Genomic DNA, 26,397 nt, shown 5'->3' with positions numbered 1-26,397 from the left:
ACACGCACACCCGCGCTCTTCGTTGTGTTTGTGTGGGCGCGTAAAAAAAACAACTGGGGGTACTGGGGTTATTGATTTGTGGCTGCCGCCGTGCGCCGATCCGCGGATCGGCGCACGGCGGATTCATGCGCTTGCTTTCGGTTGGTACTGTCCGCTCGCCTGGTCGTACGCGTAGACCACCGCGTCGGACGCATCGAGCATCCGCGCCCGGCCGGGGCCGGCGATCGCGGTGCCGCGCAGCGCCACCTGCAGGGCCGGCATCGGCTCGCCGGGCACCGCCTGGAAGCTCAGCGTGCCGACGCTGGAGACGTGCGGGACGGTGCCCTCTTCATCGCTGCTGGCCTCGTTGTCTTCGCCGGCGGCGACCGTTCCGAGGTACACCCAGCCCTGGTAGTCGCCCAGGTCGTTCTTGTCCGGATCGAAGGTGAACAGCGCGAAGCCGAGGCTGGTAATGCCATTGCCGAAGCTGGAGGTCGGCACCGCCAGCAGCAGCTGCCCGTTGTCCAGGACGTGCTGCTGCGGCTTGCGCGTCTCGTCGACCGCGTCGGCGCGCTCGTAGCCGCCGAAGCTGCCCACGTACTGCTGCGCGTGGAACAGCATCCACGGCCGCTCGCTGCCCGGCGCGGTCAGCAGGAACGTGGCTTGGCTGATCGACACGCCTTCGCCGGGATCCGGGAAGGTCTCGGCGTCGTCGTTGCCGTACTTGTTCGGCGTAGCGTAGGCGAAGCCGGTGTAGTAATGCTTGCCGCCCAGATCGAAATGCTGGCCGTGCCAGAAGCTGGCCACGGCGCCGTTGTCGATCTCGTACGACAGCGCGCCGTCCCCGTCCATGCCGTAGATCAGATACAGCACGCTGCCCGGATAGGGCGGCGCTTCGGTGGCGACGGCAAGCTTGTTGTCATTGGACATGTGCAGAACATCCTGTATTCGTTGAAGAAGCCGGAAACACACCCGCAAATCCCGACACGCCACGCCGCAGTGTCCAGAATGCCGCCATCTTGCGCATCGCGGACACAGCGCGACCCGCGGAGACGACAGCTCCCGCAGGCGCGGCTTCGGACAGAGAACGGTGGATTGCAATCCGGCCCCAAAGCAGGGGCGGTGATGGCGATTCGCGCATGGCGAACCGCAAGCCGGCGATCCACTCCGGCATTTCGGGCGAGTGCAGCATCCATTGCCGCTCGCGAATGACTCGCCTGATCATCAGGCCCCGTGGCGGCATCTTAACCAGTTCCGTTGCCGGCGACTAGCGGGCAGCCCCCCTCCACGAATGCCTGCGGCCGGCCCGGGCGCGGCCGGTCGGCCGGTGTTCAGCGATCCAGCGGCGGCACGTATTTGCCGCTGGCCTGGTCGTAGGTGTAGGTCGCCACGTCGGCGGCGCCCAGGGTGCGGACCTTGCCGGGGCCGGCGATGGCGGTGCCGCTCATGGTCACGCGCAGGCTCGGCACTGGTCCGCTGCCGGGCTCGAAGCTCAGCGTGCCGGTGCTGGCGGCGCACTTCATGGTGCCCTGGTCGTCGCAGGCCGCGCCGTTGTCTTCACCGGTGGCCACGGTGCCCAGGTAGACCCAGCCCTTGTAGTCGCCCAGGTCGTTCTTGTTCGGGTCGAAGGTGAACACCGCGAAGCCCGAACTGGTGATGCCGTCGGCGAAGCGCGTGGTCGGCAGCGCCAGCAGCAGGTGGCCGTCCTTGGTTTCGGTACGCTGCGGCGCGCGCTTCTGGTCCAGGCCGTCGGCCTTCTCGTTGCCACCGAAATCCCCGGCCCATTGCTGCGCATGGAACAGCGTCCACGCCGGCTTGCCGTCCGCCTCGTCGAGCACGTAGGTCGCCTGGCTGATGCTGACGCCGACGGCGGGATCCGGCGTGTTCTCTTCCTCGGATTTGCCGTATTTCTCCGGGCCCGCGTTGGCGAAGCCGGTGTAGTAGTGCTTGCCGCCCAGGTCGAAGCGGTAGCCGTACCAGAAGCTGGCCAGGGCGCCGTTGTCGATGGTGTAGGACGCCGATCCGTCGCCCTTCATGCCATAGATGTCGGCGAGCACCTGCCCGGGCGCCGGCACCTCGACGCCGACCGGCTCGGGTTGTGCTGCCGCGGGCGCAGGCGCGGCGGCAGCGGTCGCCGCAGGTGGCGCCTGCGTGCCTGCCGGCGCGGGGTCGGCGGCCTTGTCCGTGCAACCGCCGATCAGCAGCAACGCTGCCGCCCACAGGGCTGTCTTTGCGAGCCTCATAACACTGCGTCCTTTGGAGTTCTTGGCGCGCTCATGCTACCAAGAACGTGCGTCGATCCAGCGGATGCCGCGCGCCGGGCACGCGTGTCGGTACAGGCGCCGGCGGACCGGCCGGCGCCGCTAGGGCACGTCCGATTCGATCGCCGCAGCCGGCTGCGGTTGCGGCCGTGCCAGCGCCGGCTGGGTCAGCGCGTAGAGGATGCGCAGGTCTTCGGCGTCGAGCGCGGTGGCCTCGTTGCCGCGGTAATGGTGGTGGAAGGCGCGCAACGTGGCGGCGCGGTCGTCGAGCGGGTAGCCGATCAACGCCAATGCCTGCCATGGGTCGAAGCCGGGCGGCGCCGGTGGCGTATCCGCCGCCGGCCAGCGACCGAAACCGGCGTCGGCCAGCCGCTTCCACGGAAACAGCGGACCCGGATCGACCTTGCGCGTAGGCGCGAAGTCCTGGTGCCCGACCACCTGCGTGCGCGGGATGCGCAGCCGCGTACACAGGTCCTCCAGCAACAGCAGCAGGCTGTCGATCTGCGCCTGCGCGAACGGGGTCTTGCCGTCGTTGTCCAGTTCGATGCCGATGGAGGCGGAATTGATGTCGGTGATCGTGCCCCAGCGCCCGGCGCCGCCGTGCCAGGCGCGGCGCTCGTCGCTGACCAGCTGGTAGCGCTTGCCGTCGCGGCCGATCAGGTAGTGCGCGCTGACCTTGCCCTTGCTGTTGTGCGAACGCAGCGTGTCCAGGCTGCGCTGCACCGAGTCCTGGTCGGTGTAGTGGATCACGATCAGGATCGGCCGGCGCAGGTCCTGGTTAGGCGACGGCACCCATTCGGCCAGCGGATTGCGCTGCGGCGCGTGCGCACAGGCGGCGAGCAGGGCGACGAGCGCCAGCGGTGCCAGCCAGCGGGTGCGGTGCGATGCAGAAGAGGGAAAGAATCGGGTCATGAAGAATTCCGGAATATCTGACAGTGAGCAGCGAGCGCAAGCAACAGCAGTATCTAGAAACCTGGTGAACGAGATGGTGGTTGCGGGTGGGACTTCAGTCCCGACGGGCTTTACCGCTGAAGCGTCGGCACTGAAGTCCCTCCCACGACATCAGGGCATGGCCCCGCCCGCACGAAGTCCAGATCGGCGTAGTCGTAGCTGAAATCCGCGGTCGGATCGACATGCGCCAGGCGCATCCGCGACGTGCCGTCGGCATCGGCGACGAAGTCCAGCCACGGCTCGGCATCGACGCTGGCCTCGTCCCAGTCCACCAACCAGCGCGCGCCGACCTGCATGACCCGGCCGCGCAGCAGCGGCGACTTGCGAGACTGGAAGCGCAGCGCGCCGTGCTGCGGGCACAGCACGACCTCGCCGAACCACGGATCGCGCCACACGCCTTGCCGATCGCGCGATGCTGCACTTGCTACCGGCACGCGCGCAGGCGTCTCGCCCGCGGCAGGCGCCGCCTTGTCGGCCTGCGCACGCGTGCGCTCGAGCAGCGTCGCGTAGTGTTCGACGTCCAGCCCGCGCTGCTGCGGACGAGTGAAGCGCTTGAGCAGCGCCTCGCCCAGGGTGGTGCGCATTTCGCCGCCCTCGCCGTTGCTGAGGATGACGAAGCCGCTGCGCCGGTCCGGCAGCAGCACCAGCGACGAGTACATGCCCATCAAGGTGCCGGTATGCGCGACCTGCCACTGCCCGTCCACGTCGGAGAGGCGCCAGCCGTAGCCATAGCCATACAGGCGCGTGCCGTCCCACTCGCGCATCTGCGCAGTGATCGGCATCGGCGTGTGCAGCGTCCACAGCGCCTGGCGCTGCGTCGGCGACAGCCATGCCGCAGTGTCGCTGTCGGGCGCCAGCCAGGCGCGCATCCAGGCCAGCATGTCGTCCAGGCTGCAGCGCACGCCGCCGGCCGCCATCGATGGCGTATCCGCAATCTGCGCCGGGTCCGCGCGCACCACGACGTTGGCCCCGCCCTGGCGCATATGCGGCTGGGCGACGTTGCCGACCGCATCGCGCTCCCAGGCGCCGACCTGGCAGCGACGCATACCCAGCGGCGCGAACACCTGCTCGCGCAGCAACTGCTCGTAGGGCTTGCCGCCGGCGCGCGCGGCCACCTCGCCGGCGACCACGTACAGCAGGTTGTCGTAGGCGTAGTGCGAACGGAAGCTGTGGGTCGGCTTGAGATGGGCGAGCCCGGCGACGATGTCGGCACGCGTGAAATCGTTGGGTTCCGGCCACAGCATCAGATCGCCGGCGCCCAGGCCCAGGCCGCTGTTGTGGATCAGCAGGTCGCGCACCTGGATGTGGCGCGTGACCCACGGGTCGTACATGCGGAACTCCGGCAGGTAGCTGGTCACCGGATCGTCCCAGCGCAGCTTGCCGGCATCGACCAGCCGCGCCAGCAACGCGGTGGTCATGGCCTTGCTGTTGGAGGCGATCTTGAACAGCGTTTGGCCATCGACGCGCTCGCCGCTGCCGGCGCGCAGCTCGCCGGCGCTGCGCGCATACACCATCTCGCCGTTCTCGATCACGCCGACCGCCAGCCCCGGCAACCGGTAGCGGGTCAGCGCCTGCTCGAACAGGCGGTCGAGCTCGGCGCGCGGCGGCGCGGCGGCGGTGTCCGGCGCCGCCGAGGCGAGTGCCGGCAGCATCGCGCAGGCGGCGAGCAGCCATCCGCGCAAGCGCGCCGCGGCGCTGCGCCGTGATGCATCCGGTCTCATCGTTGCCGCTGTGGCGACGTCGTCCCGCACGCCTGCTCAGAAGGTGTAGGTGAAATTGGCATATAGCTGGCGGCCGATCGCGCCGTACACGCGCGGGAAGTACGGCCAGGCCGTGTAGCTGTCGTCGCGCGGATGGATCCGGTCGAACACGTTCAGCACACTGATGCCGAGCGTGGCCTTGTCGGTGATCTGCTTGGCGATGTCCGCGTTCCAGACCACGTACGGCGCCACGCGCCCGGTCTCGGCGTAGTTGGGACGCGAGCCGTAGCGGTAGCCGTACAGGCTGGTCGACCAGTCGCCGATGCTCCAGTTCAGGCGCCAGTTGGTGCGGGTGCGGAACGCCAGGTAATCGACGTCGTTCATCACGTCCACCGGCTTGGCTCCGGCGAACTGCGCCACTTCCATCTTCAGCACGTGCGTGTAGCCGGCCTGCAGGCCGAACGCGCCCCAGTCGCCGAGATCGAAGCTGTAGCGCAGGTTGGCGTCCACGCCGTCGGTGCGCATCAGCGACTGGTTGATCGGGAAGGTCTCGAACGCGGTGATCTGGCCTTCGGCGGTGAGGTCGGTGCCGGGGCTGCGGGTCACCGACTGGATGTAGAACTGGCAGGCGGCCGAAGCGGTATCGACCGCATTGCCGGCGCGGTCGCTGCCGAGCAGGCAGTTGGCGTTGTTCTCCAGCAGGCTCTCGCTGGAGATCGATTCGACCCGGCCTTCCAGTTCGATCCGGTAGTAGTCCGCGCTCAGCGACAGCGTCGGCAGCACGTCCCAGACGAAGCCCAGCGTGGTCGATTTCCCCTTCTCCTCCTCCAGCAACGGATTGGACGACTGGGTGGAGAAGGTCTGGTATTCATGCGCGCTCGAACACGCCGCCGACAGCGGATCCAGGCCATCGCGGCGACACAGGTATTCGTCGGTGACGGTGGGATTGTTGGCGCTGGTGCCGGCGTAGATCCACAGCAGGTCCGGCGCGCGGAAACTGGTGGCGTGGCTGCCGCGCAGCAGCAGGCTGTCGAACGGCCGCCATTCCAGCCCGGCCTGCCAGGTGGTGGCGTCGTCGACCGAGGTGATGTCGTCGTACTTGTCGTAGCGGCCGGCCAGCGTGGCGCTGAGCCGGCTGAAGATCGGCACGCGCAGCTCCAGGCCGGCGGCGTAACGGTCGCGCGGGCCGCCGCCCGGGGTCTGGGTCAGGTTGTAGATGCGCTCGCTGCCGGTGTAATCCACGGTGGTGCGCGGATCCGGCGCGAGATCGTACTTCTGCCGCGCCGCCTCCAGCACGGTGGCGATCTGCAGCATCCCGGCCGGCAGCTCGAACAGGTCGCCGCTGAACACGAACTGCGCCTGGTCGGTGCTGGATTCGCCGCGGCTCACCACGTCGGTGGTGAGTTGGTCGTACAGCGCCGCGCTGCCCGGCGCGAACAGCTTGTCGGCGTAGAACTCGCGGATCTCGGTGCCATCGGGCCGATAACCGAGCACCGGCCCCATGTAGTAGTCGCGCACCGCATTGGTCAGGAAGCGCGGGCGCCGGGTGGTGATGTCGTAGCGCGACATCGACACGCTCGCGTCCCAGTCGAAGCGGCCGTCGAACAGCTTGCCGCGCACGCCGGCGTTGAGGTTCCAGGATTTCTCGTCGTACTCGATGTTCTTGATCCCGCCCACTTCCGACGGCAGGAAGATGCGCTGTGCGGTGACCAGGCCCAGGTCCGGATCGTAGACGGTGAAGGCGCCTTCGCCGATGTAGTAGTGGGTCTGGCTGGAGCTTTCGTCCTTGGAACGGTTGGCCAGCACCTGCGCATAGCCGGTGACGTCGCCGCTGAAATCGAAGGTGCCGGACAGGTAGGCCGAGGTCTTGCCGTAGCCGTTCTGCACCGAGCGGCCTTCGTAGTAGCCGAACGCGCCGCAGCGGTTGGCCGCGGCCAGGTTGTCGGCGGTCTTGTAGGGCGCGAACGCAGGATTGGTCGCCGCGCAGGCGCTGTCCAGTGCGCTGGCCGAGGTCGACAGCGCGCCGCCGCTCGGCCACAGATAGGTGTTGCCGCGGCGCAGGTAGACGCCGGAGATCGACGCATTGGGACTGGACGGGTCGGCCTTGTTGGCCGGATGGTCGTCGTAGGAATCCATGAAGTCGCGCTGGCTGGCGACGATCGCCTCGCGGTCCATCCGCTCGAACGCGTAGGTCAGGCTCCAGCGGTCGCCGGTGCGTCCGCCGCTCCATTGCAGCTGCCCGCTGTCGCCGCCGCCACGCGTGGTGGTGCCGCCGCGCAGGCGCAGCGTGTCGCCGCTGAAATCGCGCTTGGTGATGATGTTGACCACGCCGGCCACTGCGTCCGAACCGTAGATCGCCGAGGCGCCGCCGCTCATCACCTCGATGCGCTCCACCGCCGCGGCGGGGATGCTGCCCAGGCTGACCGCGGTGCCGTTGGCGCCGTAGGACTGCGGGTAGTCGGCCATGCGCTTGCCGTTGAGCAGGATCAGCTGATAGCCCGGACCCAGACCGCGCAGGTTGAGGAACTGGCCGTTGGGCGAACTGCCGGTCTGGTCGCTTTCGTTGAAGGCGCTGCCGCTGAACTGGGTCAGCGTGCCGAGCGACTCCCACACCGTGCTGAAGCCCTGCTTCTGGATCTCCTGCGCGGTGATCACGGTCACCGGCGCCGGGCCTTCCACCTGCGAGCGTGCGATGCGCGAACCGGTGACGGTGACCTTGTCCAGGTCGCGCGTGGCGGTGGGCGCGTCCTGCGCGGCGGCGAGTGGCGGCAATGCCAGCACGGCCAGCAACGCGAGGGCCAGACCGGATGGACGCAGACGGGGACGGGAAACATGGATTGGATCGGACACGCGGCTCTCTCCTGCAAGCGACGACGCTGACGACGATGACCGAGCCGACGCAGGCCAACAGCCGGCCGCCTTCCTGGGCACCCACGCGGACAACACGACGCACGGCCGTAGCACGGCGCCCTCCTTCTATTCCTCGACTTCCCCCAGGTGCGCATACCGAACGGCGACCCCTGCGACGTGCGCCTGCAGCTCCCAGGTCTCGTCTCGCTGTTGGCGGAACCAGCGCGTGTCGGCGTCGGCCCCTCGCTCCTGTCTTTCGGGTGTAACACGGCGCAAAACGGCCTGTCAATCAACTCTTCTTGACAAGCCGAATCGAGGAAAAGACTATTCCGGAGCGACGCGCAGCCGTCGATACGCTTTCCATCTCGCGGGGTCCGATGAACACGATGCGTGGCCTGTGCTTGCTGCTGGCCGCAGCGCTGAGCGGCCCGGTGCTGATGGCAAGCGCCGACGACACGGTGCCGTTCCAGGTGCACGCCAGCCAGTTGCAGGTGGACTACTGGATCGCGCGCCTGCCCGCGGCGCAACGCCCGCTGCTCGACGCGGCGCAGGTGCAGGCCTTCAACGCGCATCTGCTGCGCCACGATGCGTCGATGCACGACCTGCAGGCGCTGCCCGAACGCTACAGCGCAGAACAGGTGCGCGCGCAGGTGCTGGCGCTGTCGGCATCGCCGACGCGCACGCTCTACGACGCGAGCGGCGCCATGCTCGACGCCGCGCAGCTGGCCGCCTTGCACTCCGCGCTCGCCCTGGACGCGATCCCCGCGCAGGTCGCGCCGCGTTACGCGCTGGTAGTACGCCGCGCCGACCTGCGTACCTTCCCCACCCGGCAACGCGCGTTCAGCGGCCGCGACGACCACGACATCGACCGCTTCCAGGAATCGGCGCTGTATCCGGGCACCGCGGTGGCGATCCTGCACGCCAGCGGCGACGGCCAGTGGCTGTTCGTGCTGGCGCCGAACTACGCGGCGTGGATCGAGCGCGACCGGATCGCCGAAGGCGAACGCGCCGTGGTACTGGACTACGCGCGGCGCACGCCGCGGCTGGTGGTGACCGGCGCCCGCGCGCTGACCGCGTTCACCCCGGAACTGCAGGCCGCGTCGCAGGTAGCGCTGGACATGGGCAGCACGCTGCCGCTGCGCGAAGACTGGCCGGCGCAACAGGCGGTCAACGGCCAGTCGCCGCTGGCCGCTTACGTGGTGCAACTGCCGTTGCGCGGCGACGACGGCCGACTGCGGCTGGCGCCCGCGCTGGTGCCGCGCGGCGCCGACGTCGCCACCGCGCCGCTGGCGGCCACCCAACGCAACCTGCTGCGGCAAGCGTTCAAGTTCCTCGGCGAGCGCTACGGCTGGGGCAACGACTACGACGCGCGCGACTGCAGCGGCTTCGTCTCCGACGTCTACCGCAGCCTGGGCATCGCCCTGCCGCGCAATACCGGCGACCAGGCGCGCAGCCCCAGCCTCGCCGCCGTGCCCTACGCCGCTGCCGCGCCGCTGGCGCAACGGCAGCGGGCGCTGGCGCAGCTGCAGGTCGGCGACCTGGTCTACATCCCCGGCCACGTGATGATGGTGATCGGCCACGACCGCGGCCACACCTGGGTGATCCACGACGTGGCCGGCGCCAGCTACCGCGACGCGAGCGGCCAATTGCAGCGCGTGCGCCTCAACGGCGTCTCGGTGACCCCGCTGGAGCCGATGCTGCTGGGCGACGGCACGCCCTTCATCGACCGCATCACCCGCATCCAACGCGTCCGCCCGGTCGCCACCGAATGAAGATCACCGATATCCGCCTGGGCATGCTGCGCGTGCCGCTGAAGACCCCGTTCAAGACCGCACTGCGCACCGTGGAGACGGTCGAGGACGTGATCGTGCTGGTCCACACCGACAGCGGCCACATCGGCTATGGCGAAGCGCCGGCGACCGCACCGATCACCGGCGACACCCACGGCTCGATCGTCGCGGCGATCGACGGCTTCATCAAGCCGCGCCTGGTCGGCGAGGACGTCGCCAACCTCAACCGGCTGACCGGGCTGATCCAGGGCGCGCTGGAGCGCAACGGCAGCGCCAAGGCCGCGGTGGAGATCGCGGTCTACGACCTGTGGGCGCAGCTGTACGGCGCGCCGCTGTACAAGATGCTCGGCGGCGGCACGCCGGCCATCGCCACCGACATCACCATCAGCGTGGACGCCATCGACAAGATGGTGGCCGATGCGCTGTCGGCGCTCGCGCGCGACTTCACTGCGCTGAAGATCAAGGTCGGCAAGGACATCGACGTGGACATCGAGCGGGTCAAGGCGATCCACGCCGCAGTCGACGGCCGCGCGCTGCTGCGCCTGGACGCCAACCAGGGCTGGACGCCGAAGCAGGCGGTGTACGCGATGCGCACGCTGGAAGACGCCGGGGTGGCGCTGGAGCTGCTGGAGCAGCCGGTCAAGGCCTGGGACATCGACGGCATGAAGTACGTGACCGAGCGGGTGAACACGCCGGTGATGGCCGACGAGAGCGTATTCGCGCCGGCGCAGGTCTTCGACCTGATCCAGCGCCGCGCGGCGGACATCATCAACATCAAGTTGATGAAGGCCGGCGGGCTGTCCAACGCGATCCGCATCGCCGACATCGCAGCGCTGTACGGGGTGCAATGCATGATCGGCTGCATGCTCGAGTCGAGCATCAGCGTGGCGGCGGCGGTGCACCTGGCGGTGGCCAAGGCGGACGTCATCACCAAGGTGGACCTGGACGGCCCATCACTGGGCCTGTTCAACCCGGTGGAGGGTGGGGTGATCTTCAACGACTCGCAGATCACCATCACCGACGCGCCGGGCCTGGGCATCCGCGAGATCCGCGGCCTGGAGCTGCTGCCGCCGCGCGGGTGATCTGGGCGCGCTGGCGCATGCGCTGCAATGCGCACGGCCGACGCATGCCACAGCTTCCACCGCGATCGCGCTTGCCATCTACGTATGGCGGTCGACGCCGGTGTGCATCGGTGCTGACGACCACCGTGACGTCTGCACGCGTCACCTGGAACGCCAAGCCGATCCTATTTGCCCACTGCTTCCGCTTTGCCCTGCTCTTCTTGGCTTGAGCTTGGGGTTGGGCCTGGCTCTGCTGTGCTTCTGCTCTGCTGTTGCTTCTGCTGTTGCTTTTACCGGGTTCCCTTCCGCAGCGGCGGATGGACCGGGGAAAAACCCGAAGGGCGGCGCACAAGGATGTGCGCCGTTCGCGGCAGGGGCAGGATGCCCCTTCCGCGAATCCCCGGTGCATCCGCGGACCCGTAGCGCGCAGCGCGGAGGGCGCAAGGCAGGGCGTGCTTTCTTTTGGTTACTTTTCTTTGCACGAGCAAAGAAAAGTGACCCGCCAAGGGCGGAAGCCTTTGCTTTGCTTTGCTTTGCTGTTGTTTTTTTGCTTCGGCGTTTGCTTTTGTAGGAGCGGCTTCAGCCGCGACGCTTTCCTGACAGAACCAGTCGCGGCTGAAGCCGCTCCTACAGGGATCCCGCCACTGCAATAGCAAGTTCAGGCAACAGCAAAGCTTTCGCCTTTGGCGAGTTACTTTTCTTTGCTTGTGCAAAGAAAAGTAACCAAAAGAAAGCACACCCTGCCTTCGCGCCCTCCGCACTTCGTGCTCCGGGTCCACGAATAGGACGGGATTCGCGGAAGGGGCATCCTGCCCCTGCCGCGAACGGCGCACATCCCTGTGCGCCGCCCCTTCGGGGTTTTTCCCGCCCTATTCGCCGCTACGTAAGGGGCCCGGTAAAGCAAAACAGCAACAGCACCAACCACAGCAACAGCCACGACCACGGCACTGCGCGGCATGGCCACGGCGACAATGGCGGTACGGCGGCAGCATGGCTGTACGGCACGGCCGCGGAAGATACATAGGCAACAGTGGCGACCAACACGTAAAGGCCACAGCCGACGCCAGCCCGATCAACTCGCGACCAACCCGCCTGACTTGCTGTACCCCGCACTGCCACACCTGCCTGGATCGAACCACTGCCAGCGCATCACACGCACGACCGCCACGCACCGAACAACTACGGTAACGTGCACTCTTGCAGAGCGCCCACGCGACATCGTGTGGATGCCGTTGTTCCGCCACACTGACCGCCGCCGGCAACGCGCGGCGACCCTGGAACGGGTCCAGTACCTGTTCGATGCCCGATCGCGACCGGAGATGCGCATGCCGAAGTTCCCGTGGTTGTCCGCCCTGACGCAGCCCGGCGCCGCCTGCCGCACATGGCGCGCATCGCTGATGCTGCTGTGCGTCGCCGTCGCCGGCCCCGGCCTGGCCGGTACCGCCACCGCCGACACCGCGCCGCCGGCACTGCAGCAGGCACGCCAGCTGGTGCTGGTGGTGGCGCCGGACTGGGACAGCCCACGCGGCCAGCTGCAAGCGTTCGAACGCACCGCGCAGGGCTGGCGCGCGCACGGCCAGCGCTTCGACGTCGCGCTCGGCCGCAACGGCAGCGCCTGGGGCCTGGGCCTGCATCCGGCGCAGGCCGACGGCCCGCAGAAGCGCGAGGGCGACGGCCGCAGCCCGGCCGGCATCTTCACCATCGGCGAGGCCTTCGGCTACGCGCAGCGCATCGACAGCGCGCTGCCCTACCAGCCGATGCAGCAGAGCAGCTACTGCATCGACGTGCCCGATTCGCCGCTGTACAACCGCATCGTCGACGCCGACCAGGTCGGCGCCGAGGCGGTCGCCGGCTCGACCGAACCGATGCGCCTGGACCTGCACCACGACGGCGATCGCCGCTACGAGGAAGGCTTCGTGATCGGCCACAACCCGCAGGCGCGGCCCGGCGCCGGCAGCTGCATCTTCGCCCACCTGTGGCGCGCGCCGGGCGAAGCCACCGCCGGCTGCACCGCAATGGAACCGGCCGACATGCAGCGCCTGCTGGCCTGGCTGCGGCCGGACGCCGCGCCGCTGTTCGTGCTGCTGCCGCGCAAGGACTACCAGCGCCTGCGCACCGCCTGGACGCTGCCCGCGGCGGAGCCGGCACCGTGAGCAACGCGCCCGAACCGAGCCTGGTCCGCGCGGTCAGCCGCTGGCAGATCGTCGGCCTGTCGATCAACGACGTGATCGGCAGCGGCATCTACCTGCTGCCCGCCGCCACCGCCGCGCTGCTCGGGCCGATGAGCCTGTGGGCGGTGCTGCTGGCCGGGCTGGCGGTGGGCTTGCTGGTGCTGTGCTACGCGCAGGCCGCCAGCTATTTCGACGAACCCGGCGGCAGTTATCTGTATGCGCGCGAGGCATTCGGCCGCTTCGCCGGTTTCGAGATCGGCTGGATGATCTGGCTGACCCGGATCAGTTCGGCCGCCGCGCTCGGCAACGGCCTGGCCGACGCGGTGGTGCGCTTTTGGCCGGCCGCGGCCGGCGGCGGCGCACGCCTGGCGATCGTGGTCGGCTCGCTCGGCCTGCTCACCGCGATCAACGTGATCGGAGTGAAATCGGCCGCGCGCACCGGCGTGGCGCTGGTGATCGGCAAGCTGGTGCCGCTGCTGCTGTTCGTGGCGATCGGCCTGTTCTACGTGGACTGGTCGTGGGCGTTCTCCGGCCAGGCGCCGGATCCGCGCGACTTCGGCAACATGGGCGAGGCGGCGTTGCTGCTGCTGTTCGCCTACGCCGGCTTCGAGAACATCCCCGCCGCGGCCGGCGAATACCGCAATCCGCGCCGCGACGTACCGTTCGCGCTGATCACCATGATCGTCACCGTCACCCTGATCTACGCCGCGGTGCAGGTGGTCGCGCAGGGCACGCTGGCGAACGTGGCGCAATCGGCGACGCCGTTGGCCGATGCCGCCAGCGGCTTCGGCGGCGAGGCGCTGGCGCTGATCCTCACCGTCGGCGCCACCATCTCCATCCTCGGCACCACCAGCAACACGGTGATGCTGGGGCCGCGCTTCCTGTTCGCGCTCGCGCAGGACGGCTACGGACCGGCGTTCCTGGCCCGCGTGCATCCGCGCTTCCGCACCCCGGCCGCGGCGATCCTGCTGCAGGGCGTGCTGTCGCTGGCGTTGGCGCTGTCCGGCTCGTTCGTGCAGCTGGCGCTGCTGTCGATGGTCACCCGCCTGTTCGCCTACATCGGCACCGCCGCGGCGGTGCTGGTGCTGGCACGGCGCTACGGCGATCGTCCCGGCGCGCTGCATCTGCCGGGCGGCCCGCTGATCCCGCTGGCGGCACTGCTGCTGGCATTGGCGCTGCTGCTCAGCGCCAGCTGGCAGAACCTGGCCGCGGCCGGCGTGGCGCTGCTGGTCGGCGCGCTGTTCTACTGCTTCCCGCGCAAGGGAGCGGCGTAAGGCCTTCACGCGGCCTTGCGCGATTGTCACGCGCGGGTAACCGCACCGCTTCGACCCTGGGCGCCCGCCTCGATCGATGCCGGAGTCCGCGATGAAACTACGCCGTGTCTACAGCGCCCCCGACGTGGCCACCGCCACCCGCGCCCTGCAAGCGGCGCGCAGCGCCGGCATCGACAACGACGACCTGTCGCTGATCGCGCGCGGCGACATCGAACTGGACGCGATCCCCGACGAACGCAAGGACGTCAAGACCGACACCTTGCCGGCCGCCGCGCGCGGTGCGATGGGCGGCGGCGCGGCCGGCCTGCTCGCCGGGCTGGCGGCGATCGCGGTGCCGCCGCTGGGCATCACCCTGGCCGGCGCCGGGGTGATGGCCATCGCCGGCGCGCTGGTCGGCAGTTGGTCCTCGGCGCTGGTCGGCGCCACCGTGCCGGATCCGGTGCGGCGCAACTTCGAAGAGGAAATCGAGGCCGGCCGCGTCCTGGTCGTGATCGAAGGCGAGTCGCCGCAGCTCGACGCCGCCGATGCCGCACTCCGCGACGCCGGCACCACAGCGCTGCCCTACGAGTCCGCCGCTGCCGCGCAGTGAGCGCAGGCCGCCGCCGCGCGTCCCGTAGTGACGGCAGGGCTAAGAATGCGGCGGCGGCGCCAGCGCGCGCATGCGCAGCAGCAAGCCGCCGGTGTGCACCAGCGAGTAGCCGATCAGCGCCGCGGCGATCGCCAGGGTCAGCGGGCTGGCGTTCTGCAGCGATTGCGCGCCGCCGCCGGAAAACGCACCGCTGGCCCAGCGCCAGGCCAGGCGCCCGATCAGCAGCACGCTGAGCCCGGCACCGATCCACGGATTGGGCGTATAGAAACGCGCGCCATCGCGCAGTTCGATGCGGGTGTGGTGCAAGGCGAAGGCACCCAGCGCCGCACCGGCCACCACACCCAGCGCCATGCCCAGACGGACCGGCGGCAACACCGCTGCCAGGTAGGTCAGCCCTGCGGTCGCCAGCACCAGCACCAGCATCCGCGCCACGGTCCGCCGTGGCTGCCAGGGCTGGCGACCGAAGTAGCGGCGGATGCGCCGGTAATACAGCCAGCCGATGCCGGCAGTGGCCAGATAGGGCGTGAACAAGGCGAGACCGGTGGCGGCCATGGAATCCTGCGGCGGGGGCAATGAGCGGCGTTGTCGCGGATCGTAAGCCATCGGCGGGGGGCACGCAGCCGGCGCCTGGGCCGCGGCCGAGCCGGTGTCCTCGTTCCCGGGGTGTGCTGCATCGCCGTTATCGAACCTTTGGATCAGCCAACGATGCCTGCAAAGGTGGCTGCCTGCGCGCACGCGGCGGTGGGTGGTTTGCTACCCCAGCACCGAGCATGCGCCGACTCGATTCGTCGCACGTGGCATCGCGATGCCCAGCTCAACGCCGTCGCCAACGCGAGCCACGTCCGTGACCGGCTCCACGACATTGCCAGATGCTGGCTCCAAATTGCTATGCGCCCTTAGCACGCATCACTTCATTATCGTTTGCCAGCGATCATCACGGATCAATCCAATCGTTCTGTCCGCAAAGGACAACACCCCTTCGGCGCTGCTTCGAAGCACTGTGAATTGGAGGTCTGCTTCTTCTATATCCAAGGCAATCAAAGTGTGTCCGGCAACTTTGTCCACACCGGCCAAATGCGCTGCATATATTTCATCGTTATATGTCGCAACCCCCCAGTAACTTCTCCTCGTGTCGATCGGCTGAACAATGGACCATTGATCTGCAACGCCGATCAGTACAGCCCCATTCTGGCCGACAATGGCATAGTGACCGTTGTCCAGCCGGCAGATACTGGTAAGACCTGCCTTGGTTGGCAGATCAAGCACGGTCCAATTTTTACCGTCGAAATGCGCGGCGTAACCATCGGAAGTTACAGCGACAACGTCGCTGCGACTGCTTCCGGCGACATCCTCGATTGTCACATCCTGATAGCCAACACTTAACTTCGGCAGCGTCTCGAACCGATCGCCAAGTAAGCGATAGACCTGGCCGACAGATCCTGCGCAGATCACATCGCCACCTATGATACGAATTCTCCGCAGTGGGCCGATGTTACCGACGGCAGGGTTTGCGTAGGCCTTCCGCGAGGCTTTGAGCTCCTCTCTTGTTGGCGATTTCCAGTCGAAACGCACGACTGAACCGTTCTCTCCCAAGATGTAAGCAGAGCCGTCAGTAGCGGCATCAATCGAGAGAATAGCTTCTGCAGACAACCCGAACTCAAGCCAGACATCCTGCCTCCTAACGCCGATCCTGTTCTTTGGGTTGTCACGATCGTCGCCAAGCGTACAGGCAGCGATGATGATACCCGCGACCGGACTCACGCCCTCCTGAATAAAGGCCCCTTCAATAAACTCCGCATCCGATATTCCGCTCACCTTCATTAGATCCCGTTTGTCAATCGTCCGATATTATGCCGGCTGGCGGCTTTTTCGCTTTGGTTGGACGATGCATGCCTGGCGCCAACGCTGGGTGCCAGCCTGGTGTTAGATCCTCCATCCGACAGATGGCGCCATGCAACGTTCTTCTCTGGGTCTGGCTTGCAGTCTTGCCTTGGATCTGGCGGTCTCGCGGTGCAGGCCGCGGCACCGGCGAAAGCCAGCGGGCGGCTTCGGCGACGTGCTGCCGCACCCGGGTTTCGCTCAGAACGGCGGGGTCTACCTGAGCTATGCCGAGGCCGGCAAAGGCGATACCCGCGGTGGCGCGGGCCAGGCTCAAGTTGAATGCCCACGGCAGCGGCGCGCTGTCGGAGCTGCAGATCACGCCGTGTGCCAGCAACGGCGGGCACGGCGCTTCATGCACCGATCACGCGACGCTGGAACCGCATTAACAGCACCGCCGTTAACGTCGCTGCCACATCCGCACAGGAGACGACAGATGAGCGTTCCCTATCAGATCCCCGGCCGCGAACCCAACGACGACGACCGCAGCCTGGTCTCGCAGTATTGGCGCGAGCGCTTTGCCGAAGAGCCGTACTACAGCGAAGGCGAGCGTTTCGAGGACTACGAGCCGGCGTATCACGCCGGACACGAGGCGCGCGTGCGCAACTTCAATCGCGCCTACGAGCAGGTGGAAGCCGAACTGCATCGCGACTGGGACAGCACCAAGGGCTCGCAGACGCTGAGCTGGAGCAAGGCACGGCATGCGGTGCGCCGTGCCTGGGAGCGGGCGGGCCAGGATTGAGTCGCTACGACAGACGACGAAGCCTCATGCAGGAGCGGCTGCAGCCATGTCCCGCAGCCTCGGCAAGCCCATAGGCGTTGCCGCTTGCAATACTGCCGGCGCGCCCTGCACGAGGCGCGCCGGCCACGCCCATCGATCAACTCTCCAACGGCTGCAGCTTCAACAAACGCCCACCGCTGCCGTCTTCCAGCAGCCACAGCGCGCCGTCCGGGCCCTGCTCCACCTCGCGGATGCGCTTACCCATGTCGTAGCGCGCCGCTTCGCGCGCGTTCTCGCCGTTGAACTCGATCCGTACCAGCGACTGCGAGGACAGTCCGCCGATGAAGCCGTTGCCGCGCCATTGCGGGAACACGCTGCCGCTGTAGATGACGAAGCCGGCTGGCGAGATCACCGGGGTCCAGCTGACCTTCGGCGCGGCGAATTCCGGGCGCGTGTTGTGATCGGGGATCGGCCGGCCGTCGTAATGGTCGCCGTTGGAGACGATCGGATAGCCGTAGTTGGCGCCGCGCTGGATCAGGTTCAGTTCGTCGCCGCCGGCCGGGCCCATCTCGTGTTCCCACAGCTGGCCCTTGGCGTCGAAGGCCAGGCCGAGCACGTTGCGGTGGCCGAGCGACCACACCTGCGCGGCGACGCCGCCGCGGCGCGCGAACGGGTTGTCGGCCGGCACGCTGCCGTCGTCGTTGAGGCGCACGATCTTGCCCAGGTTGCCGCTCATGTCCTGCGCCGGATCGAACTTCTGCCGCTCGCTGGAGCTGATCCACAGCTTGCCGTCCGGCCCGAACGCCAGGCGGTGGCCATAGTGGCCCTGGCCGGACACCTTGGGCTGCTGGCGCCAGATCACCTTCAGCTGCGACAGCGCACCGCCGCCATTGCCGTCCAGGGTCAGCTTGGCACGCGCCACCGCGCCGCCGCGGGTGTCGCCGCTGCCGGCCTCGGCGTAGCTCAGATAGACCCAGCCGTTCTGGGCGAAGCCCGGGTGCGGCAGCACGTCGCCGAATCCGCCCTGGCCGCCGTAGGCGACCGCGGGCACGCCGCTGACCGTGCCGGTGCGGCCGCTGGCCGGGTCGACGCGCTTCAGCGTGCCGCGCTTCTCGCTGACCAGGGCGCTGCCGTCGGGCAGGAAGCTCATCGCCCAAGGCTCGTTGAAGGTGGCGAACGGCGTGGCCGAGAACGGCCAGTCGCCGCGCCGCTCCGCCGTCTTGGTCGCCGGCGCCGCGTGCGCCGCGGACACGGCCAGACTCACTGCCAACGCACAGGCCAGGCCCAGGAGAGAACGTTGCATGACGTGCACCTATCGGATGGGGTCGAACGCCGAACCTAGCAAACCAGGCGTAGACGGCAAGCATGCAGCGGCCAAGCCGTGGCCGCGGTCACGCGACGCGCCCGCGCGCGGTAGACAGGAACCCGCCACGGGCCGCGCAGGGGTTGGCCGCGCGGCATGCCGCCGGGCGCCTCGCCTGCACGGAAGCCCGTGAGGCTTACGCCTGCGCCAGCAGTTCGAAGCCGACCGGTTCGCCGCTGGCCGAGGAGGCGCACACCCACAGGTCGAACAGCCCCGGCTCGGCCTCGAAGCGGCCGTCGCGGCCGCTGAAGGCCAGTGCGCGGCGGTCCAGGGTGAACACCACCTCCACGCTCTGCCCCGGCGCCAGCTGCACCTTGCGGAAGCCTTTCAGCTCGCGCACCGGGCGCACCCGGCTGGCGACGCGGTCGTGCACGTACAGCTGCACCACTTCCTCGCCGGCGCGCTCGCCGACGTTGTCGATGCGGGTGGTCACTGTCAGCGTGTCGTCCCAACCCAACTGCACGCGATCCAACTGCGGCGTGCCGTAGGCGAAGCGGGTGTAGCCGATGCCGTGGCCGAACGGATACAGCGGCGCGTTCGGGATCTCGCGCCAGCGCGCCTTGAACTCGCTCATCGTCGGCAGTTCCGGTCGGCCGGTGCGCGGGTGGTTGTAGAAGTACGGCTGCTGGCCCGGGTCCAGCGGGAAGCTGACCGGTAGCCGCGCCGACGGGTTGTAGTCGCCGAACAGCACGTCGGCCACCGCCGGGCCGGTCTGCGTGCCCAGGTACCAGGTCACCGCGATCGCCGCCGCGTCGCGCACCGCGCCCTGCAGCGCCAGCGCGCGGCCATTGCGCAGCAGCACCACCAGCGGCGTGCCGGTGGCGGCCACCGCCTCGGCCAGCGCCTGCTGCGCCGGCGGCAGCACGATCTGCGTGCGCGACTGCGCCTCGCCGCTGTAGCGCTGCGGCTCGCCCAGCGCCAGCACCACCACGTCGGCGGCGCGCGCGGCGGCCACCGCCGCCTCGATGCCGCCGTCCAGCGGCGCTTCCAGGTCGCAGCCCGGCAGCACGCTCAGCGCGTCGGCGTCTTCGAGCGCCGCGCGCACGCCGGCTTCCAGGGTCACGTAGCGGGTCTTGTCGCCGAACAGCGTCCAGCAGCCCTCGATGTTCTCGCGGTCCTGCACGAACGGCCCGATCAGCGCGATCTTCTGCCCGCGCTTGCGCAGCGGCAGCACGTCGCCGTCGTTCTTCAGCAGCACGATCGAGCGCCGCGCCGCCTCGCGCGACAACGCATCGTGCGCGACGATGTGCGACTGGTCGGCCTCGCGCGCCGGGTCCAGCGAGCGGTACGGATCGTCGAACAGGCCGATCGCCTCCTTCAGCGCCAGCACCCGCCGCACCGCCGCGTCCAGCGCGGCCATCGGCACTTCGCCGTCCTCAACCAGCGACGGCAGATGCGCGGCGTAGAAGCCGCTCTGCATGCTCATGTCCATGCCGGCCAGGAACGCCTTCTTGGTTGCGTCGCGCTCGTCGGCGGCGTAGCCGTGCGCGATCAGCTCCATGTCGGCGGTGTAGTCGGAGATGACCACGCCGGGGAAGTTCCACTCGCCGCGCAGGATCTCGGTCAGCAGCTCGTGGTTGGCGCTGGCCGGCACGCCGTTGATGTCGTTGAACGAGGTCATCACGCTCAGCGCGCCGGCGCCGAACGCGGCCTGGAACGGCGGCAGGTGCACGTCGCGCAGGGTCTGCGGGGCGATGTCCACGCTGTTGTAGTCCATGCCCGCGGCGACCGCGCCGTAGGCGGCGAAATGCTTGGGCGTGGCCAGCAGCGCGTCGTGCGCGCGCAGGTCCGGGCCCTGGAAGCCGCGCACGCGCGCGGCGGCGAACGCGCAGCCCAGCACCACGTCCTCGCCGGCGCCCTCGGCGCCACGGCCCCAGCGCTGGTCGCGGGCGATGTCCACCGCCGGCGCATAGGTCCAGTGGATGCCGGCGGCGGTGGCCTCGATTGCGGTGGCGCGCGCAGTGCGCTCGGCGAGGTTCGGCTCGAAGCTGGCGGCCTCGCCCAGCGGGATCGGGAACACGGTGCGCATGCCGTGGATCACGTCCGCGGCCAGGATCACCGGGATGCCCAGGCGGCTCTCTTCCAGCGCCGTCTGCTGGATCCGCCGCCCCAGTTCGGCGCCCACGCCGTTGAACAGCGAGCCGACCCGGCCGGCGCGCACCTGCTGCAGCACCTCGTCGGCATTGCTGACGTTCGCTTCCGGATTCACGTCCGGCGCGAACGGGCGCACCATGTCGGCGAAGACGCCGAGCTGGCCGACCTTCTCTTCGACGGTCATGCGGGCGATGAGCGATTCGATACGATCCGAAGCCATGGGGTCCTTTGAGAAAACGTTTACATAGCCGTCAATTCTAGCTCTCCGGCCAGCCGAAAGAACAAATTGTGCGGCCGGATTCGCCTATTCAGCAAACTGTCTACCGCCGCGCCCGCCCTGCCCGCCGGGAGCTCCATACGCCTCCGGATCCCGCAATCCCGCCGTTTGCGGCACGAGACCGCCATGCGCGGCGGTCAAGCCAGGCACACACGACACCTGCCGGGCGCAGCCGCGATCGCGCCGCACGCTGCCCCGGCGCAGCTCCCGACTGCGTCTCACCAGCCTTGCGACACCCACCGGCAAATCCTCGCCGCCGCAGCGCGGACGGGCGTAACGGCGGCGGGCGCTCAGGAACTGAAGTAGGCCTCGGCGATCGCCGTATGCAGATGGCCCAGATGGGTCTGGATCTCGTCCATGAACTCGGCCGGATTGTGCCGCGCCAGGTAGGCCGGGTCGGCGTTGCGCACCAGCCCGTTGATCCGCATCAGCGCGCGCTCCACGTTCGGCCGCGGCGGCATCGTCGGCAGAATGTGCTGGGCGCGGGTCAGGCAGAAATGCACGCTGCGCGGGAAATCGTTGTTCTGCAGCAGGAAGCGCAGCGCATGCTCGCCGGTGACGCGCTGGCGCACGTGGCGTCGGTACATCTGGTAGGCGGCCAGCGAGCGCAGCACGCTCATCCACTGCATGTTCTGGTAGGCCTCCAGGTCGTCGGCCTTGCGCGGGGTGATCAGGCCCGAGGCGCCGGCATCGATGATCCGCGTGGTCATGTCGGCCTGTTCGATCGCCGTGCCCAGGCGCAGGAACTGGAAGCCGATGTCGCGGCTGACGTTGGCGGTGAGCAGGCCGGACACCTTCAGGCAGGCGTCGGTGACGTGGCCGAGGAACTCCATCCGGTAGCGGCGGCCGACGCTGCGCTCGCCGTTGGCGTCGATGTACAGGTGCAGGTCGTTGACCGCCTCCCACACTTCCTGCGGCAGCGTGTCGCGGATGCCGCGCAGCAGCTCGCGCGCCTGTCGCGCCGAAGTGCGCAGCGACGACGGATTGCGCTCGTCCAGCAGCAGGAAACGCACCACGTCGGCATCGCCGACGTCGTCGCCGGCCTGCGGGAACCACACGTTGAAGATCTCGCCGGCGCCGACCGTGTCGATCATCGGCCGCCAGGCGAAGCGCACCGAGCGCGGCAGGTCCAGCTGCAGCAGGCTGCCCACGCCGACCAGGCGCGCGGTGGTCTCGGCGCGGCGCACGTAGCGGCTGAACCAGTAGAGGTTGTCGGCGACGCGCGAGAGCATCAGTCCGTCTCCTCGTCCAGGTCCACCACCCAGGTGTCCTTGGCGCCGCCGCCCTGCGAGGAATTGACCACCAGCGAGCCCTCTTCCATCGCCACCCGGGTCAGCCCGCCGGTGGTGACGTAGACGTCTTCGCGCGACAGGATGAACGGGCGCAGGTCCAGGTGCCGCGCCGACGGACCGACCTCGGTCACGATCGGCGCGGTGGACAGGCCCAGCGTCGGCTGCGCCATGTAGTTGCGCGGGTCGGCCTGAATCAGCCTGCGGAACTCGTCGCGCTGGCGCTTGGTCGAGCGCGGCCCGATCAGCATGCCGTAGCCGCCCGATTCGTTGGCCGGCTTCACCACCAGCTGGTCGAGATGCTCGAGCACGTATTGGCGATCCTTGTCGTCGTGGCACAGGTAGCTGGGCACGTTGGGCAGGATCGGCTCCTCGTCCAGGTAGTAGCGGATCATCTTCGGCACGTAGGCGAACACCACCTTGTCGTCGGCCACGCCGGCGCCGGGCGCGTTGGCCAGCGCCACCTTGCCGGCGCGCCAGCTGCGGATCAGCCCGGGCACGCCTAGCACCGAATCGGGGTGGAACACCTCCGGATCGATGAACAGGTCGTCGACCCGGCGATAGATCACATCGACCCGGCGCGGCCCGTAGATGGTGCGCATGTAGGTGCAGTCGTCGTCGGCGACGAACAGGTCGTCGCCCTCGACCAGCTCGATGCCCATCGCCTGCGCCAGGTAGGCATGCTCGAAATAGGCGCTATTGAAGATGCCCGGGGTCAGCAGCGCGATCACCGGCTGGTCGCCGGGCCGCGGCGACAGCGCGGCCAGGGTGTCGTACAGCTGCGAGGGATACTCGTCCACCGGCAGGATCGCGCTGGTCTCGAACAGTTCGGGAAACACGCGCTTGGCGACCATGCGGTTTTCCAGCATGTACGACACGCCGCTGGGAATGCGCAGGTTGTCCTCCAGCGCGTACAGCGTGCCGTCGGCATCGCGCACCAGGTCCGAGCCGCAGATGTGCGCCCACACGCCCAGCGCCGGCGTGATGCCCACGCATTGCGGGCGGAAGTTCACCGAGTGCTCCAGCAGCATCGCCGGGAATACCTTGTCCTTGACGATGCGCTGCGCGCCGTAGACGTCGCCGATGAACAGGTTGAGCGCGCGCATGCGCTGCTTCAGCCCGGCCTCGGTGCGCTCCCATTCGCGCAGCGGGATCACCCGCGGGATCAGGTCGAACGGCAGCGTGCGGTCGACGTTGCGGCCATCGGAATAGACGGTGAAGGTGATGCCCATGACCCGCGCGGCGACATCGGCGGCGAGCTGGCGTTCGGACAATTCGCGCCCCGAAAGGCTGGACAGGTATTCGATGACCCGGCGGGCGGCGGGACGCGGCTGGCCATCGGCCTGGATCAGCTCGTCGTAGGTGGCCGTGCGGTACTTGCTCCAGTCCATCGTGCCCCGTCGTTGTACGCCACCGAGCGCGATCGGCCAGATGTTGCGTTGCACAGCAACATGCACGGAACCGGAATGAGCGTCAAGCGGCGCCGACGCAGGCCACGCTCAGCCGTCGCGGCTGCGCTCGATGATCACGCCCACCGCCTGCGCACCGCGCACCGCGCCCGGCTTGCTCAGCTTCAGGCGCAGCCAGCGCACGTCGAACTCGGCCAGCACCGCGGCCGCGCAACGCTCGGCCAGCGTCTCCACCAGACCGCAGTCGGACTGCTCGACCAGTTCCACCAGGCGCTTGCTGACCGCCTTGTAGTTGAGCGTATCGGCGATGTCGTCGCTGGCCGCCGGCACCCGATTGTCGAAGCCCATCTCCAGATCGAAGCGCAAGGTCTGCCGGATCCGCCGCTCCCAATCGTAGATGCCGATCAGCGCGTCGATTTCCAGACCTTCGATGAAGACTTTATCCATTGGGGGCAGGGATTCGGGATCGGGGATTCGGGAATGGTAAGAGCAAAGGCGAAAGCAGAGGCAAAAGGAGAGACCGGAGCCCGCACGCAGCCGCTCTACGAATCCCCAATCCCCAATCCCGAATCCCGCGCTGCCGCCAACGGCGGCAGCGACGCCATGTCCCAGCGCGGCGTCACCCGCACCGCCGCGTCGCTGGACTGGCCGGCCTGCAGGCGCAGGGCGCCGGCGAAGGCGATCATCGCGCCGTTGTCCGTGCACAGCGCCGGGCGCGGGAAGCAGGCGCGGCCGCCGCGCGCCTGCGCCATCGCCTGCAGCTTGGCGCGCAGGCGCACATTGGCGCCGACGCCACCGGCGACCACGATGGTGTCGCTGCCGGCCGCCTGCAGCGCGCGCTCGCACTTGATCGCCAGCGTGTCCACCACCGCATCCTCGAAGCCGCGGGCGATGTCGGCGCGGGTGGCCTCGCTCTGGTCGCTGCCGCGCCAGGCCAGCAGCACCTGGGTCTTGAGCCCGGAGAAGCTGAAATCCAGGCCCGGGCGGTCGGTCATCGGCCGCGCGAAGCGGAACCGGCCCGGCGTGCCCTGCGCGGCCAGCGCGGCCAGCTGCGGGCCGCCCGGGTACGGCAGGCCCATCATCTTGGCGGTCTTGTCGAAGGCTTCGCCGGCCGCATCGTCCAGGGTCTCGCCGAGCAGCCGGTACTGGCCGATCGCCTCCACCGCGATCAGCTGGGTATGCCCGCCGGACACCAGCAGCGCCACGAACGGCGGCGCCGGCACGCCGTGCACCGGGTCCGGGTCCTCCATCAGCGGCGCCAGCAGGTGGCCTTCCATATGGTGGACGCCGATCGCCGGCACCTCCAGCGCCCAGGCCAGCGCGCGGGCGACGCCGGCGCCGACCAGCAGCGCGCCGACCAGGCCCGGGCCGGCGGTATAGGCCACCCCGTCCAGATCGCGCACGCCCAGCCCGGCCTCGGCCAGGGTCTGGCGGATCAGCGGCAGCAGCTTGCGCACGTGGTCGCGGCTGGCCAGTTCCGGCACCACGCCGCCGTATTCGGCGTGCAGCGCGATCTGGCTGTACAGCCCGTGTGCGCGCAGCGCGGCCGCGCCGGACAGGGCGGTGTCGTAGACGGCGACGCCGGTTTCGTCGCAGCTGGATTCGATGCCGAGGACTCTCATGGATGCCATTGTGGGGCCGAATCGGCGGCAGGCAAACGCCCCGCTTGCAGCCAGGAAATCAGTCGCTATAATGTGCGGCTCGCCGGGCGTGACCCGGTCACCATTGTGTCCCGGAGATTCCATGCCCAGCGTCAAAGTCCGCGAGAACGAGCCCTTCGAGTTTGCGCTCCGTCGCTTCAAGCGCACCTGCGAAAAGGCCGGCGTGCTGGCCGAAACCCGCAAGCGCGAGTTCTACGAAAAGCCGACCCAGGAACGCAAGCGCAAGGCCGCAGCCGCGGTGAAGCGTCAGCTGCGCCGGACGTCTCGCGACGTCACCAAGCGTCAGCGTCTGTACTGAGGATCGCGGTTTGCGGTAGCGGGTTGTGCCGGTTTCGGCATCCGCTACGGTAAACCCACGAAGCCGGCACGCGCAAGCGTCGCCGGCTTTTTGTGTGGCCCGGAATCTTCGCCGGCCGCACCGGTGCAGCGATCTCCTGGCCCCGGCAGCCTTATTGGCCGCCGTGCGGCCTTGCCAGCCGCAGGCGCACCCGTCCTGCTCCGCTCGCGCCCCCGCATGCGCCTGGCGCGGCGCCGACGTGCGCAGCGCCTAGAATGAACGCCCTTCTTTTCCCTTCCCCCTGGAGCCCCTCATGACCCTCAAGCAGCAGCTCATCGACGACATGAAGGCCGCGATGAAGGCCCGCGACACGCACAACCTGGGCGTGATCCGGCTGATCAACGCCGCGATCAAGCAGAAGGAAGTGGACGAGCGCAAGGACGTGGACGACGCCGCGGTGCTGGCGTTGATGGACAAGATGGTCAAGCAGCGCAAGGACTCGGTGAGCCAGTACGCCGCGGCCGGCCGCGAAGACCTGGCATCGATCGAGCGCGAGGAGATCGTGGTGATCGAGCGCTACCTGCCGGCCAAGCTGGGCGAGGCCGAGATCGTCGCCGCGATCCAGGCCGCGATCGCGCAGACCGGCGCCAGCGGCGCGGCCGACATGGGCAAGCTGATGGCCGTGCTGAAGCCGGCGCTGGCCGGCAAGGCCGACATGGGCCTGGTCTCGGTGCTGGTCAAGCAGCAACTGGCCGGTTGATCCGGCGGCGGGCTTCACCCGCCTTTCGGCCGCCGGCTGCTA

21 protein-coding genes and 1 pseudogene are annotated in these 26,397 nt (G+C 68.7%); 9 read left to right on the top strand and 13 right to left on the bottom strand.

Annotated features, from left to right (window positions below; genetic code table 11):
* Positions 1 to 123 precede the first annotated feature (123 nt).
* The 5 genes from J2Y70_RS21245 to J2Y70_RS21225 form a co-directional block, all read right to left on the bottom strand.
* Entirely contained in the window at positions 124 to 909 is a 786-nt protein-coding gene (locus J2Y70_RS21245) for a hypothetical protein (RefSeq protein ID WP_309922219.1), read from the bottom strand.
* Positions 910 to 1,310: 401 nt separating this feature from the next.
* Positions 1,311 to 2,222 (bottom strand): hypothetical protein, encoded by a 912-nt coding sequence (locus J2Y70_RS21240; RefSeq protein WP_309922217.1) that lies wholly within the window; start codon positions 2,220 to 2,222, stop codon positions 1,311 to 1,313.
* Between the two features lie 120 nt (positions 2,223 to 2,342).
* On the bottom strand, positions 2,343 to 3,152 hold the full coding sequence (locus J2Y70_RS21235; protein ID WP_309922213.1) for an N-acetylmuramoyl-L-alanine amidase: 810 nt from the start codon (positions 3,150 to 3,152) through the stop codon (positions 2,343 to 2,345).
* 110 nt (positions 3,153 to 3,262) lie between these two features.
* Positions 3,263 to 4,843: a serine hydrolase domain-containing protein gene (locus tag J2Y70_RS21230; RefSeq protein WP_309922210.1), complete on the bottom strand. Its 1,581-nt coding sequence runs from the start codon at positions 4,841 to 4,843 to the stop codon at positions 3,263 to 3,265.
* A 105-nt stretch (positions 4,844 to 4,948) separates the two neighbouring features.
* Entirely contained in the window at positions 4,949 to 7,663 is a 2,715-nt protein-coding gene (locus J2Y70_RS21225) for a TonB-dependent receptor (protein ID WP_309922233.1), read from the bottom strand.
* Positions 7,664 to 8,118: 455 nt separating this feature from the next.
* On the opposite strand from J2Y70_RS21225, the gene J2Y70_RS21220 reads away from it, so the two are divergent.
* The 5 genes from J2Y70_RS21220 (at position 8,119) to J2Y70_RS21200 (ending at position 14,626) form a co-directional block, all read left to right on the top strand.
* Positions 8,119 to 9,513, top strand: coding sequence for an SH3 domain-containing protein (locus J2Y70_RS21220; RefSeq protein ID WP_309922208.1), 1,395 nt, complete (start codon positions 8,119 to 8,121; stop codon positions 9,511 to 9,513).
* A complete protein-coding gene (locus J2Y70_RS21215) occupies positions 9,510 to 10,613 on the top strand; it encodes a dipeptide epimerase (RefSeq protein WP_309922204.1) in 1,104 nt (367 codons plus the stop codon). The genes J2Y70_RS21220 and J2Y70_RS21215 overlap by 4 nt, the downstream gene beginning before the upstream one ends.
* A gap of 1,376 nt (positions 10,614 to 11,989) precedes the next feature.
* The gene (locus J2Y70_RS21210; protein WP_309922230.1) at positions 11,990 to 12,745 is read left to right on the top strand and encodes a L,D-transpeptidase family protein; all 756 of its coding nucleotides are present in this window, start codon (positions 11,990 to 11,992) and stop codon (positions 12,743 to 12,745) included.
* A complete protein-coding gene (locus J2Y70_RS21205; RefSeq protein ID WP_309922201.1) occupies positions 12,742 to 14,037 on the top strand; it encodes an APC family permease in 1,296 nt (431 codons plus the stop codon). Before J2Y70_RS21210 ends, J2Y70_RS21205 begins: the two co-directional genes overlap by 4 nt.
* Before the next feature lie 91 nt (positions 14,038 to 14,128).
* Complete coding sequence (locus tag J2Y70_RS21200) at positions 14,129 to 14,626, top strand: hypothetical protein (RefSeq protein WP_263396008.1); 498 nt, start codon at positions 14,129 to 14,131, stop codon at positions 14,624 to 14,626.
* A gap of 39 nt (positions 14,627 to 14,665) precedes the next feature.
* On the opposite strand, the gene J2Y70_RS21195 is transcribed toward J2Y70_RS21200, so the two are convergent.
* Positions 14,666 to 15,178 (bottom strand): hypothetical protein, encoded by a 513-nt coding sequence (locus J2Y70_RS21195; protein WP_309922197.1) that lies wholly within the window; start codon positions 15,176 to 15,178, stop codon positions 14,666 to 14,668.
* A gap of 354 nt (positions 15,179 to 15,532) precedes the next feature.
* Positions 15,533 to 16,441, bottom strand: a complete 909-nt coding sequence (locus tag J2Y70_RS21190) for a hypothetical protein (RefSeq protein WP_309922194.1) — start codon at positions 16,439 to 16,441, stop codon at positions 15,533 to 15,535.
* 136 nt (positions 16,442 to 16,577) lie between these two features.
* On the opposite strand from J2Y70_RS21190, the pseudogene J2Y70_RS21185 reads away from it, so the two are divergent.
* Positions 16,578 to 16,824, top strand: a pseudogene (locus tag J2Y70_RS21185) (PQQ-dependent sugar dehydrogenase); the annotation flags it as partial.
* Between the two features lie 116 nt (positions 16,825 to 16,940).
* On the top strand, positions 16,941 to 17,246 hold the full coding sequence (locus tag J2Y70_RS21180) for a hypothetical protein (RefSeq protein ID WP_263396011.1): 306 nt from the start codon (positions 16,941 to 16,943) through the stop codon (positions 17,244 to 17,246).
* Between the two features lie 136 nt (positions 17,247 to 17,382).
* Here the strand turns inward: J2Y70_RS21180 and J2Y70_RS21175 are convergent, their stop codons facing one another.
* The 6 genes from J2Y70_RS21175 to tsaD form a co-directional block, all read right to left on the bottom strand.
* Positions 17,383 to 18,528 (bottom strand): PQQ-dependent sugar dehydrogenase, encoded by a 1,146-nt coding sequence (locus tag J2Y70_RS21175; protein ID WP_309922190.1) that lies wholly within the window; start codon positions 18,526 to 18,528, stop codon positions 17,383 to 17,385.
* A 196-nt stretch (positions 18,529 to 18,724) separates the two neighbouring features.
* Entirely contained in the window at positions 18,725 to 20,902 is a 2,178-nt protein-coding gene (locus J2Y70_RS21170) for a glycoside hydrolase family 3 N-terminal domain-containing protein (RefSeq protein ID WP_309922188.1), read from the bottom strand.
* Positions 20,903 to 21,249: 347 nt separating this feature from the next.
* Positions 21,250 to 22,191 (bottom strand): alpha-E domain-containing protein, encoded by a 942-nt coding sequence (locus J2Y70_RS21165; RefSeq protein ID WP_263396014.1) that lies wholly within the window; start codon positions 22,189 to 22,191, stop codon positions 21,250 to 21,252.
* Complete coding sequence (locus J2Y70_RS21160; protein WP_263396015.1) at positions 22,191 to 23,639, bottom strand: circularly permuted type 2 ATP-grasp protein; 1,449 nt, start codon at positions 23,637 to 23,639, stop codon at positions 22,191 to 22,193. Before J2Y70_RS21160 ends, J2Y70_RS21165 begins: the two co-directional genes overlap by 1 nt.
* Positions 23,640 to 23,747: 108 nt before the next feature.
* Positions 23,748 to 24,104: a dihydroneopterin aldolase gene (folB, locus tag J2Y70_RS21155; protein ID WP_263396016.1), complete on the bottom strand. Its 357-nt coding sequence runs from the start codon at positions 24,102 to 24,104 to the stop codon at positions 23,748 to 23,750.
* A 95-nt stretch (positions 24,105 to 24,199) separates the two neighbouring features.
* Positions 24,200 to 25,279: a tRNA (adenosine(37)-N6)-threonylcarbamoyltransferase complex transferase subunit TsaD gene (gene tsaD / locus J2Y70_RS21150; RefSeq protein ID WP_309922181.1), complete on the bottom strand. Its 1,080-nt coding sequence runs from the start codon at positions 25,277 to 25,279 to the stop codon at positions 24,200 to 24,202.
* Positions 25,280 to 25,400: 121 nt separating this feature from the next.
* Here tsaD and rpsU point away from each other — a divergent pair, with 121 nt between their 5' ends.
* Both rpsU and J2Y70_RS21140 read left to right on the top strand, forming a co-directional pair.
* Positions 25,401 to 25,616 carry a 30S ribosomal protein S21 gene (gene rpsU, locus J2Y70_RS21145; RefSeq protein WP_003465342.1) on the top strand — a complete coding sequence of 72 codons (216 nt, stop codon included), beginning with the start codon at positions 25,401 to 25,403 and terminating at the stop codon, positions 25,614 to 25,616.
* Between the two features lie 292 nt (positions 25,617 to 25,908).
* Positions 25,909 to 26,355, top strand: a complete 447-nt coding sequence (locus tag J2Y70_RS21140) for a GatB/YqeY domain-containing protein (protein WP_309922178.1) — start codon at positions 25,909 to 25,911, stop codon at positions 26,353 to 26,355.
* The last annotated feature ends 42 nt before the right edge of the window (positions 26,356 to 26,397 follow it).

The sequence above is a fragment of the Xanthomonas sp. 1678 genome (assembly GCF_031455575.1).
Lineage (GTDB): Bacteria > Pseudomonadota > Gammaproteobacteria > Xanthomonadales > Xanthomonadaceae > Xanthomonas_A.
This window is presented reverse-complemented; position numbering and strand designations above follow the sequence as displayed.